Source organism: Acinetobacter gyllenbergii, assembly GCF_001682515.1.
Classification (GTDB): Bacteria; Pseudomonadota; Gammaproteobacteria; order Pseudomonadales; family Moraxellaceae; genus Acinetobacter; species Acinetobacter gyllenbergii.
In genome coordinates this window covers 583594-595495 of record NZ_KV575262.1, presented here as the reverse complement: position 1 = coordinate 595495, position 11902 = coordinate 583594, and the positions used below count along the sequence as shown (strand labels likewise).

The 11902-nt window shown below is 39.7% G+C and carries 13 protein-coding genes and 2 tRNA genes; 7 read left to right on the top strand and 8 right to left on the bottom strand.

Features of this window, described 5'->3' with window-relative positions:
- Window positions 1–10 precede the first annotated feature (10 nt).
- From ubiA to NG55_RS08820, 3 genes are all read left to right on the top strand, one after another.
- On the top strand, window positions 11–892 hold the full coding sequence (gene ubiA, locus NG55_RS08830; protein WP_016540492.1) for a 4-hydroxybenzoate octaprenyltransferase: 882 nt from the start codon (window positions 11–13) through the stop codon (window positions 890–892).
- Window positions 893–1001: 109 nt separating this feature from the next.
- Window positions 1002–2447: an alpha/beta hydrolase gene (locus NG55_RS08825; RefSeq protein ID WP_065343028.1), complete on the top strand. Its 1446-nt coding sequence runs from the start codon at window positions 1002–1004 to the stop codon at window positions 2445–2447.
- Between the two features lie 116 nt (window positions 2448–2563).
- Window positions 2564–2770 carry a hypothetical protein gene (locus NG55_RS08820; RefSeq protein WP_065343027.1) on the top strand — a complete coding sequence of 69 codons (207 nt, stop codon included), beginning with the start codon at window positions 2564–2566 and terminating at the stop codon, window positions 2768–2770.
- 19 nt (window positions 2771–2789) lie between these two features.
- Here NG55_RS08820 and NG55_RS08815 read toward each other — a convergent pair whose 3' ends face one another.
- From NG55_RS08815 to NG55_RS08800, 4 genes are all read right to left on the bottom strand, one after another.
- Window positions 2790–3230, bottom strand: a complete 441-nt coding sequence (locus NG55_RS08815) for a DUF2726 domain-containing protein (RefSeq protein ID WP_016540495.1) — start codon at window positions 3228–3230, stop codon at window positions 2790–2792.
- A 73-nt stretch (window positions 3231–3303) separates the two neighbouring features.
- Window positions 3304–3379 (bottom strand) — tRNA-Asn (locus NG55_RS08810).
- Between the two features lie 85 nt (window positions 3380–3464).
- Window positions 3465–3773 (bottom strand): DUF8200 family protein, encoded by a 309-nt coding sequence (locus NG55_RS08805; RefSeq protein WP_065343026.1) that lies wholly within the window; start codon window positions 3771–3773, stop codon window positions 3465–3467.
- A 189-nt stretch (window positions 3774–3962) separates the two neighbouring features.
- Window positions 3963–4038, bottom strand: a tRNA-Asn gene (locus NG55_RS08800).
- A 236-nt stretch (window positions 4039–4274) separates the two neighbouring features.
- On the opposite strand from NG55_RS08800, the gene NG55_RS08795 reads away from it, so the two are divergent.
- A complete protein-coding gene (locus NG55_RS08795) occupies window positions 4275–4706 on the top strand; it encodes a hypothetical protein (RefSeq protein WP_065343069.1) in 432 nt (143 codons plus the stop codon).
- A 37-nt stretch (window positions 4707–4743) separates the two neighbouring features.
- Here the strand turns inward: NG55_RS08795 and NG55_RS08790 are convergent, their stop codons facing one another.
- Window positions 4744–5181: a PaaI family thioesterase gene (locus NG55_RS08790; RefSeq protein WP_065343025.1), complete on the bottom strand. Its 438-nt coding sequence runs from the start codon at window positions 5179–5181 to the stop codon at window positions 4744–4746.
- A gap of 181 nt (window positions 5182–5362) precedes the next feature.
- Here NG55_RS08790 and NG55_RS08785 point away from each other — a divergent pair, with 181 nt between their 5' ends.
- Complete coding sequence (locus NG55_RS08785) at window positions 5363–5782, top strand: GFA family protein (protein ID WP_016540499.1); 420 nt, start codon at window positions 5363–5365, stop codon at window positions 5780–5782.
- A gap of 79 nt (window positions 5783–5861) precedes the next feature.
- Here the strand turns inward: NG55_RS08785 and NG55_RS08780 are convergent, their stop codons facing one another.
- On the bottom strand, window positions 5862–7097 hold the full coding sequence (locus NG55_RS08780) for a pyridoxal phosphate-dependent aminotransferase (RefSeq protein ID WP_004652675.1): 1236 nt from the start codon (window positions 7095–7097) through the stop codon (window positions 5862–5864).
- A gap of 214 nt (window positions 7098–7311) precedes the next feature.
- On the opposite strand from NG55_RS08780, the gene NG55_RS08775 reads away from it, so the two are divergent.
- The gene (locus NG55_RS08775) at window positions 7312–7491 is read left to right on the top strand and encodes a hypothetical protein (RefSeq protein ID WP_016540500.1); all 180 of its coding nucleotides are present in this window, start codon (window positions 7312–7314) and stop codon (window positions 7489–7491) included.
- A 34-nt stretch (window positions 7492–7525) separates the two neighbouring features.
- Here the strand turns inward: NG55_RS08775 and NG55_RS08770 are convergent, their stop codons facing one another.
- Both NG55_RS08770 and NG55_RS08765 read right to left on the bottom strand, forming a co-directional pair.
- Complete coding sequence (locus NG55_RS08770) at window positions 7526–8323, bottom strand: A1S_2505 family phage non-structural protein (protein ID WP_065343024.1); 798 nt, start codon at window positions 8321–8323, stop codon at window positions 7526–7528.
- A 153-nt stretch (window positions 8324–8476) separates the two neighbouring features.
- A complete protein-coding gene (locus tag NG55_RS08765) occupies window positions 8477–9460 on the bottom strand; it encodes a GGDEF domain-containing protein (protein WP_081408977.1) in 984 nt (327 codons plus the stop codon).
- A 413-nt stretch (window positions 9461–9873) separates the two neighbouring features.
- Between NG55_RS08765 and uvrB the strand changes: the two genes are divergently transcribed.
- Window positions 9874–11898 (top strand): excinuclease ABC subunit UvrB, encoded by a 2025-nt coding sequence (gene uvrB, locus NG55_RS08760; RefSeq protein ID WP_023270183.1) that lies wholly within the window; start codon window positions 9874–9876, stop codon window positions 11896–11898.
- Window positions 11899–11902: the final 4 nt, after the last annotated feature.

Sequence of the window (11902 nt, the reverse complement as noted above, 5' to 3'; positions counted from 1 at the left end):
AGGATTCATCATGGAAACAGTGCAACACACAACATGGCGGCAACGTTTAGAAGCCTATTATTATTTATGCCGCTTTGATAAACCGATTGGCACAGAACTGGTCTTTTGGCCAACCATGTGGGCGCTATGGATTGCTGCTGGTGGTTTACCGCCCTTGCAGATTCTCATTGCGATGGTCTTGGGCACTATTTTTATGCGTGCAGCAGGTTGTGCGATCAATGACTTTGCCGATCGCAAAGTCGATGCTCATGTAGAGCGTACCAAAACACGTCCATTAGCGACAGGTGTGATTCGTCCACGCGAAGCGGTATATGTTTTTTTGGGTTTAGTTGCTGCTAGTGCTTGTACCTTATTTTTTCTACCTATTGCGACCTTTTATTGCGCTTTGGCAGGGTTGGTGCTGGCGTTTATTTATCCCTTTATGAAACGCTATACTCACTTACCACAAGTGGTTTTGGGCATGGCATTTTCATGGGGAATTCCAATGTCTTTTACGGCAATGGGGAAACCCTTGGATTTAACCTGCTGGCTTTTATATTTCGGCAATTTGGCATGGACAGTGGCTTATGATACCCAATATGCAATTACTGATCGTGAATATGATTTGAAGATTGGCGTGAAATCGACAGCGATTTTATTTGGTCGTTACGATATCCAAATTATCGGTTTGTTACAGCTTTTAAGCCTGATCTTGATTGGTGGGGCTTTATATCTGGAAAATCTGTTACTCCCATTTGGGTTGGCTGCACTTTTGATTGTTGCAGGAGATTTTATCTATCAAGCGGTTAAAACCAAAGATCGTGACCCACAAATCTGTTTTTGGGCATTCCGTCACAATCGCTGGGTGGGACTGATTATTTTTATTGGAATTTTTTTAGAATTCATATTTTAAATTGACTGAATAGTTGAAAAGTGTCCTATGCAGGGCACTTTTTTTATGCCTTAATAATGTGGCATGTAGTTTCATGCTTAAAATAAAACAAGGACTAAAAGGATATTTTATGAAACGGTCTAAAATTGCATTAGCAATAACATTCTCTATTTCGGCATTATTTTTAACCGCATGTAATGACAATGATGATAATTACACTGGGGTAAATACGGAAAAAACTTATCTTTCTGAAAGTAATTATGCGATTGATCAAGTTGATAATGCTTCATCTATTAAAGTCATGACGTATAACATGGCAAATGTCCAAGGAAAAACTGCAACGGCAACAGCGATGGTATTGTTCCCGAAAGCAACTCAACCTAAGGATGGTTATCGAGTTGTGGTGTGGGAGCATGGAACTGTTGGGGTAGGTGATGGCTGCGCACCAAGTAAAAATGTAATTAATCCGCGTTTTAGAATTCTTGCAGATACGTTGTTGGCAGCGGGGTATGTTGTTATAGCACCAGACTATGAGGGCTTGGGTACACCTGGTGTTCATCCATATCTTAATTTGAGTAGTGAAGCAAAATCTGCACTTGCTGCGGTCAAAGCGGCAAAAGATCATTATGGTACTCAGTTGAAGGGTGATTGGATGTCGATTGGTCAATCACAAGGTGGACATGCATCCTTAGGTACAGCAGAGTTTGCAAATACCGATGCAAGCTATAAAGGCGCAGTGGCAGGTGCACCTGCATCAAGTTTGGGAACAATTATTCAGATTTATATTGATCCACAATTTAATCTTGATACGGATGGAAAGCCTAAAGCTGTAAATAAATTGGATGAGAATTTACTACAAGTACGTTATGCAGTAGCGAATAACATACTCACACCAGCACAAGGCCAAGCAAAAATTGAGGAAATTGCAGATGGTTATGCTGAGTTGTTAGCATATGCTGCCTTAGCTAGTGCTGGGATTAAAGCACAGCAACCAAACTATGATCTGAAGACAATCTTTACCTCGGGAGCGGCTGATATTGCAGAATTAGCTCATGGGCGTACAGGGGATGATGGGGCATGTTTAAGCTATCCAGCACCAGATAGTGCAAATGGCTTGCAAGAAAAGTTTAAAGCTGGAATCTTAGCTTTCTTGGCTGATCCTACACATCAAATTGCACAGTACGGTATTGATCTGAATAAATTTAAGAATGATCAAGTTGTTAAAAACTTTTTAGCAGATACCCAGCCTGCAACCAATGCGACAGCGGCAAAAGTAATTAAAACGCCAGTGTTTATTATCCAAGGTGAAAAAGATCAAGCGGTATTACCTGTAGTGACACAGGGTTTATTTGCAAATATGAAAGTAAATGCTTTGAAGTTCTTCCCGCAAGCGAATTATGACAAAGGTTATGAGTTAACGATTGTGCCTAATGCGACGCATACACAAGCGATCATATGCAAAAATGCTCAAGCGGTAGATTTTATTCAAACCAATATGTCTGCGGGTACTGGCATTGTACTGACTGATGCGCAGAAAGATGCGAGTCAAAGCCCGCACTGTACTGGTAAATTCTAAGATTTCTTTGCTTATTTAGAAGAAATTTACTTTTAAAAAGAGTCTCTTTATAGAGGCTCTTTTTTGTTATATTGTTACGCATCTTAAAATTGATGCCGTTTGAGTTTGAAGTCGTTATGAGCCAGCAACCTGTTGAAAAAAGATCTGTTCCTTGGTTATTGATGGGGCTTGGATTATTAATTCCAATTTTTATTGTGGGTATGGCTTTTCTTGCGGCAAGAAGTGATGCGCAAACCAAGAAAAAATATGATCAGCAACATGCTGAAATTGCAAAAAAGTTTGAACAACAAAAACAAGCTGAACCAAACACTCAGGCTGAGTAATTTATCTGAGAGCGATTTATTATCGAATATCCATCTGTAATTGTTTTACAGATGGAATTTGCGTATAGCGCTGTACCAAATAGCCTGCTTCTTGCAGCATCTGATCACGTTTTTTATCTTCTAATTCCTTACCGACATGGCTTGGGTCATCTAACTCAATAATCGCCAGTACATTCATCTCTTGATCTAAAACCACAAAGTCGGTCACTTTGCGATTAAATTTACTGCGGATCTTGTAATGATCACTGGTAATCAACGCACTAAAGGCAACTTGTGCAAGTACATGATGTTGAGGAAAGGCCTGTTGCAATCGTACAAACATTCGTGATTCGAATGAGGTAATGACGGGGCGAGCAAAGAACTTTTGCTTTGGAAAGAAAGGGCGTAGGCAGCTAAACAGCAATATCGCTGTACTAACGAAGCCAATCGTTAGAAATAAGAAGTGATTCGATTCAAACATGTATTTATCAAAGAGCAAATAAAAAACCCACTCAATTAAGAGTGGGCTTTTTAGCTTTTTAGAATTAGAATCTTGGCTCTCCCACCTGGGCTCGAACCAGGGACCTGCGGATTAACAGTCCGTCGCTCTACCGACTGAGCTATGGGAGAATCTGGAGCGAATTTTAGGGCTTAAATGCAAGTACGTCAAGCAAAATTAGTATAAATAATAATCGCTTAACTAAAATATTGAGTATTAGCGTGAAACTTGATTACATTGCGCTAATTCTGCTGAGTGCGCATTCCAAATTTCACCCGCTGAGTTTTTATAATAACTAATCTTGCCGATACGTAATACGAGGCTTTGACAGGAGTCTAAGGAGAGGGAATTGCCCCAAGGGCCAGACATGCTACATACACGACCATTACATTTCCAAACGACATTGGGCCCATTTTCAATGGGCACCGTCACGGTACCTTTATAAGTTGAACCTGCATACCAAGTGGTTTGGGCTGCCATTGCTGGACTGCATAGGAATATTAAACAGAATAGAAGTTTTTTCATTATGTGTTTTCCTTAACATCATCGTTAAGTTTTATTTTATAGTTAAAGTAAGAGAGGAGGTTTAAATTTATACGATACTCAACATGAAATGAACAAAATAATCGTAGTGATCGTTTTAATTATATTTTACGCATTTAAAATAAAAAGCCCAGATCATTGATCTGGGCTTTCTTTTTAGAATTAGAATCTTGGCTCTCCCACCTGGGCTCGAACCAGGGACCTGCGGATTAACAGTCCGTCGCTCTACCGACTGAGCTATGGGAGAATCTGAGTGCCATTATAGGCAGCTTTTAAAATTGGTCAAGATAAAAGTGTCATGTTTTCTTCATTTTTGTGTCGTATGCTTTTTATTTGCACAATTGCGAGAAAGTCGCAAAAATTACTTGAACTTTAAGCAGGCTATTGCTAGATTCAAATGAGAAAGAGCGTTTAGATATTGATCTAAACAGTGTGGATTTAACCCTACTTGCCAGCACTAAAATGGCTAAACCGGAGGTCGAAATGACTATTCTCAATATTCAATCTATTTTTTCAAATTTTTCTTTTTATCAAGAGCATTATCTCGAAATTATTCAAGACCCTGCGCAGTATTATGCGCCAGTGGAACACGCATTTATCAATACTTTTCCGTTTAAACAGCAAGCCTTGTATTTGGGTGATTTATTACAATTATGGTTTGGTAATAAATGGAAAATTCAAACGGCTAAAGATCTACTCACACAAAAAAATACATTGACTGTTGGTGAGCATACGCCTCTGTATTTATTCCAACTCGGTGGTGAATTATTTCTAGGTGCGAATACGGCTTTGGCTTGGTCTGTCGCAGAGCAAAAGGTTGTTTCAGTGCAAGTGAAAAGTATTTGGCAATATGCAGTATTTAGCCATTTATGCATTCGTCCAAAAAATTTTCAAAGCAATAAAGCCATCGCATAGGGCTATAAAGAAATAGCCCATGTGTTTTGATTTAGGCTTATGGGCGAATGACCATGCAGGTAGCCGTGGCATGAGCATAGAGTTTGCCATCAGCATCGACAATCTTGCCTTCGGAAATGCCGAGGTTCTTACTCATATTAATGATATTACCAATTGCAATCAGCTTTTGGTTTTTAGGAATAGGGCGGCACATTTTAATATTTAGATCAATGGTGCCATAACCGACACCAGCTTCTAACAATGTATGCACAGCGCAGCCTGTCACTGAGTCCAACACGGTGGCAGCAAAACCACCATGAACGCCGCCTAGCGGGTTAAGATGGCGCTGATCTGCTTGTATTTCAAATTTGATAAAGCCTTCCGCAACTTCAACAGGTTGCATTGGAATCGTTTCACTAATACTGGCTGCTGGAATGTGTCCTTCACACATTGCCGTTAAAAACTCAAGTCCATTCATTTCTTTCGGGTGTTTCATCTTTTTTCCTATATAGTTCTAAAAAGGAACTTGTGTATAACGTAGTCTTTCCAATAAAAACTGTCAATACAGTTCATCGCTGAATCCTAAGTTTTACAAATTATTGATTGCAGCATGCTTGCTTTGTTTTATGCTAACCATAATTCATCAATAACAATTTTGAATAAAAGGTAAATTTATAATGAAAGGACAATGTGTTTGTGGTGAAACCACATTTGAAGTTGAATTAAGTAATCATGATGTACATGCCTGTCATTGCTCAATTTGTCGTCGACAGACCAGTGGCGTGATTATGACAATTGATGTGAAACAGGGCAGCTTAAAATTTTTAAAACAAGATCATCTCTCTGTTTATAACTCATCGGCTTGGGGTGAGCGAGGTTTTTGCAATGCTTGTGGTACCAATTTATTTTGGCGAACTAAAGATCAGAATTATTGCAATATCAACGCCTTTGCATTAAATGAATCACCGCATGATTTGAACCTTGATTTGGAAATCTATATTGATTGCAAACCTGAGTTTTATGCTTTTCAAAATGTGACCAAGAAAATGACTGAAGCTGAGGTGGTCGCGCTATTTAGCGGAGAATCTTCAGAATAGGGTGAATCATTTTTTAATTTAAAAATAAAGATAAAAAAAGAAGCTTCATATAGAAGCTTCTTTTTTATTGCGGCAAAAATTATTTTGCAGCTTTTTCTGCTTGGATAGATGCAATTGCGGCATCAACGCCTTCAATTGAATCAGCAGCTTTTTTAATACGCGCTAAAGCATCAACTAAAACTTCGTCAGCAGTTGCATAAGAGATACGCATAAATCCGCCTAAGCCAAACGCATCACCCGGAACAACAGCAACACCAGTTTCTTCCAGTAACCACTCAGAGAATTCTGTGCAAGATTTTAAACCTTTGGCACGAATTAATGGGCGAATGTTTGCATACGCATAGAACGCCCCATCAGCAGGTAAGCAAGAGATACCATTGATATCATTTAAACCATTCACAACTAAATCATGACGGCGTTTGAATGCTTCAATCATTGGCTGTAATACGTCTTGTGGGCCATTCAATGCTGCTTCAGCTGCAACTTGTGAAATCGAAGTTGGGTTCGAAGTCGATTGAGACTGGATTTTTTTCATTGCACCGATGATTTTAGCTGGACCAGCCGCATAACCAATACGCCAGCCTGTCATTGCATAGGCTTTAGAAACACCATTTAACACGATAGTGCGGTCATATAAGTCTGGTGCAACTGTCGCGATGTTGTAGAACTCATCTTCCCAGCGGATTGGCTCATACATATCATCAGAAGCAACGAACACTTGTGGATGACGACGTAACACTTCAGCCAACGCTTCGAGTTCTGCTTTGGTATAGATCATGCCTGTTGGGTTTGATGGGCTGTTCAATACCACTAAACGTGTGTTTGGTGTGATTGCTGCTTCTAATTGTTCAGGTGTAATTTTGAAACGCTGTTCTTCACCACATTTTACGATCACGGGTGTGCCTTCAGCAATGATCACCATATCTGGATAGCTGACCCAGAAAGGCGCAGGGATAATCACTTCATCGCCTTTATTTAACAAAGCAAGTGCCAAGTTAAAGAAGCTTTGTTTACCACCGCAAGACACCAAAATCTGGTTGGCTTGATAATCTAAATTATTATCGCGTTTGAGTTTTGCAATAATTGCTTTTTTTAAGCTTGGAGTGCCGTCTACTGCTGTATATTTGGTAAAGCCTTTATTAATCGCTTCAATTGCAGCATCTTTGATGTGTTGAGGGGTATCAAAGTCTGGTTCGCCTGCACCTAAACCAATCACGTTTTTACCAGCAGCTTTAAGCTCGGCAGCTTTGTTGGTGACTGCTAGTGTAGGGGACGGTTTGATGGCATTGACACGATCAGAGAGACGTACGTCCACGGCATTATTCCTTCTTATGGGATTAAAAAATAAAAAGCAGCTTATCTTAGCTTAAATCGACTTCTTTGTGGCTGAAACTTGCCTGAATCGTATAAAAAGTTACTAAATTTTAAGCATTAGAAGGATTCTGTTTTTTTACATATTTTATTTTTATAAAAATGGCAAAAATCTATTACAATATGCGGCTAGAAATCTAGATTTCGAGAGAATTCCAATGACTACCCAACAACCTAAAGCCAAAAAAGCTTTGGTGAAATTGCCTTTTCCAATGCCGTCTGCTCAGGATGATGCTGAGGATGCAACCCATAATCAGGTTCGTCCAAAACCTGAGCAATATGCCGATCGTACTTGGATGCCTCCACGCGGTACACGTCGTTCGATGGGTAAGCGTTAATAAAAAAGCCAATCTGTTGATTGGCTTTTTTGGGTTAATGGCGGCGGTTTAAAGGATGCTGTATTTGTAACTCGCCGCGCCAAAGTTTGAGAAAATCATATTCATCAATATCATACAATTCCATTAATGCAATAATTACACTGACAAAGGTCATGGCACCTTCTGCATTGTTATGGAAATTGAAAATTTTGCCGTTTAATTTGCCTAAAATATCGTTAATCTCATGTTCTCGACCACGACCATAACGGTCACGTGGGTAGAGTTCTTCATTCAAAACAACCAAAGCAATGGCTTTTTCTGCGGGGCTTAAATTGGTTTGATCAAGTGCTTCTTCGAAGGACTCATAGCCATGATCGAAGTAGAAAATCACCTCATCTGAAATAAAGGCATGAACCGCATCAGCAGTTAAGTCTGGAAATTGGGAAACAGCATCTTCTTCGATATAAGGGCGAAATGATTCGGGGAAAATCACATTGGAATGAATCCCTTTGAATAAAGGGGCAATTTCAGACACTTTATAACCTGCAATCCCGCAACCCAAAGCGGTTAAAAAATATTTCATTTTGGGATGGTGTTTTGCATAGACTTTAAAGTCTTCTACATAATGCTCAATTTGAGCCAATGGCATTTGTTGTAGGTGTTCATTCAGTGTCGGGATCGCAAAAGTCTGCCCAGCCCATCCACGTCCAACGCCTTTGACTGCAGCAAAGTGTTGTGCTGCGACACGAGCTGCACCACTGTCATGGATACCTGCTAAATTACTGCCGAAAACAAAGACAGTATCTTCAGGGAGTTCGGTTACTATTGTTTCGTCATGGTATTGGTAAGCCATATTTTTATCATTGCAATAGAGTATAAGTTCATGTTGCAGTTGATTATGCAAAGGGTCAAGCGCTGTTTGTACTTTTCTTTTATATTTTATTTTGAAGCCCTGTTTCGTATCGACTGATTTATTTCAAGGCAGTTAAAATCCTAAAGTGTTTGTTTAGGTCATTAGATCGAACGAAATTTGATTACGTCCATTCTCTTTTGCTTGATAAAGTAAATCATCTGCGCGCTGCAATCCTTGTTCAATTTCATCAAAGCTATGTATTTGCGTGAGGCCATAACTGGCCGTCATTTTAATTTTATGGTTGGTAAATGTACTTTGTTCAAGCCGTATTTTGAGCTGTTTTGTTCGAAACAGTGCCTCAGTCGCATCTTTGGCAGAGATTAAGCAAATAAACTCTTCACCACCAAAACGTGCCATTAGATCATTTGGTTTTTTGTGCTGTAACATGACTCGGCTGACTTTTTGTAAGACCTGATCCCCCACATAATGTCCCCATGTATCATTAATTGATTTAAAGTGATCAAGATCTAAGCAAACTAAGAAATAACAGTGATTGCCGAACGCGAGCTTTTCGCTTTTTTCGAAAAAACCTCGCCGATTAAGCAATTGTGTTAATGGGTCTTCTAGGCGCTCATTGTTGAGATGCTGAATGACATCCTTGACCGCGCCGCCACTGATGACGATTGCGAATAGAATATTTAAAATAATATTGACTGACATCCCCAATAACCACCATGTTGAAGAGGTGAGGATGATATGGTCTCGATCAATGCTATCTAAGAAGATAAAATTAATGATGGCACGACAAAAAGAATAGGAAACATTCAGCAGATAAAAAATCAAAATCCAGCGATTAAATGATTTGCTGCTAGGCAGAAATTTTAATACCGCAGGAATGCTAATAAAGCCAATCAATCCTAAGCTGGCGTTCAAAATAATCAACCTTAGCCATATCTGCGGATTTATATAGGAAAAGTAGGCCAGTGTAATAATGGCAAAGACTGAGAGCGTTAAAGCGATATAATGATTGAAAGACGTATTTAATTTAATGCTGATGGCATATCCACCGAGCCAACTACCTAATAAATAAAGAATTGCAGTGAATGGGGCAGCAATCGTCAGTTGCGGGTTGCTCATTAAACATTGTATAAAAAGTGCTATGGAGGGAATCGCGTAAGCCAAACCAATCCATAATAAAAAAATCTCAGCTTTAAAAATTAAGCGGCAAAATGTAAATGCTAAACCTATGAAAAATAGGCAGCTGGGAACGATTAATATAAAATATTGTGTATTAACTGAATTCACAAAAAAAAATAAAGTTCTTGATATTTTTGAAGCGCATAGATTAATGTGCTTTTGTATAAAAATTCAATCTTTTTAGTTGGAAATATAAAATTAGCCGTACTTTTTAAGTAAATAAATATGTGAATTTGAAAATAATCATTGAAATTTAAGCGTTACATCTAAAAACGTATTAAAGTCGCTAAAATAGATTGTAAATTCTATCCAATGACGCCATTAATAGCACATATTCAGCAAAGAGAAGTCTCGTGAGCGAAAACCAACCTTTTGAGTTAGTCACCAACTTTCAACCTGCGGGGGATCAACCGCAGGCGATTCAGAAATTGGTCAATGGTATTGATCAAGGTTTTCGTAATCAATTACTGCTTGGTGTAACAGGGTCAGGTAAGACCTATACCATGGCCAATGTGATTGCCCAAACGCAACGGCCAACCATTATTATGGCCCATAACAAGACACTTGCAGCGCAACTCTATGGAGAGTTTAAAGCCTTTTTCCCGAATAATGCGGTGGAGTATTTCGTCAGTTATTACGATTACTATCAGCCTGAGGCATACGTCCCATCTTCAGACACCTTTATTGAAAAAGATTCGGCGATCAACGATCACATTGACCAAATGCGTCTTTCGGCAACACGTGCTTTATTAGAACGTCGTGACGCCATTATTGTCGCTTCGGTTTCTGCAATTTATGGTTTAGGTGATCCAAATGCCTATATGCAAATGCTATTGCATATCGTGCAAGGTGATCGCGTCAGTCGTGATGAGATCATCCGCCGTTTGGTGGAAATGCAATATACCCGTAATGAACTGGAATTTTTACGAGGTACTTATCGCATTCGGGGAGAAATCATTGATATTTTCCCTGCTGAGTCGGATAAAGATGCGATTCGGGTGGAGTTGTTTGATGATGAGGTCGATTCGATTCGCTGGTTTGACCCACTGACAGGAAAGTTGGTGCGTAAAGTTCCTCGCGTGACCATTTATCCAAAAAGTCATTATGTGACCCCGAAAGATCATTTAACACGTGCGATTGATACCATCAAAGATGAGTTGAAAGATCAGCTTAAATTCTTCAAAGAGCATGACAAATTATTAGAGGCTCAGCGGATTGAACAGCGTACACGTTATGATTTAGAGATGATGCAACAGTTGGGTTATACCAATGGGATTGAAAACTACTCGCGCCATCTTTCTGGTCGAGGAGCAGGTGAAGCACCACCCACACTGTTTGATTATATCCCTGAAGATGCGTTGTTGATTATTGATGAGTCACATGTCACTGTTCCACAAATTGGTGCGATGTATAAAGGTGACCGTTCACGTAAAGAAAACTTGGTCAATTATGGTTTCCGCTTGCCGAGTGCATTGGATAACCGTCCAATGAAATTTGAGGAGTGGGAGCGAATTGTTCCAACGACAGTCTTCGTTAGTGCAACACCTGCACATTATGAATTGGAAAAGTCAGAGCAAATTGTTGAACAGGTGGTTCGTCCAACAGGCTTGATTGATCCTGAAATTGAAGTCCGCCCAGTGCTGACCCAAGTGGATGATGTGCTTTCTGAAATCAATATTCGTAAACAGTTGAATGAACGTGTGCTGGTCACGACTTTAACCAAACGTATGGCTGAGGATTTAACTTCATATTTGAAAGAATATGGCGTTAAAGTCGCTTATCTGCATTCGGATATCGATACCGTTGAGCGTGTGAAAATTATTCACGAATTACGTACTGGTGTGCATGATGTATTGGTCGGGATTAACTTGCTGCGTGAAGGTCTGGATATGCCCGAAGTGTCATTGGTTGCAATCCTAGATGCGGATAAAGAAGGCTTCTTGCGTTCAGAGCGTTCATTGATTCAAACCATTGGTCGTGCGGCGCGTAATGTCAAAGGTAAAGCAATCTTATATGCCGATCGTATGACTGACTCGATGCGTAAAGCAATTGATGAAACAGACCGTCGTCGCAATAAACAAATTGAATTTAATGAATTACATGGGATTACCCCACGTAGTGCGGTACGCCAAGCAATCAAGGAAATCGATACAGGCGAAGTGCTAACTGATGATGAAATTGATGAAAAAGTGCTTGAGCAAGCGCAGGCGATCAGTGCGGATGAGCAACATTTGTTATCAGATCCAAAACTGTTTGCAAAGCATATTGGCAAACTGGAAAAGGAAATGTTAAAAGCCTCGAAAGAGCTCCAGTTTGAGCAGGCGGCAAGATTACGCGATGAGATTGTCCGTCTCAAAGCGCATATGTTGCAATCTTAATCTG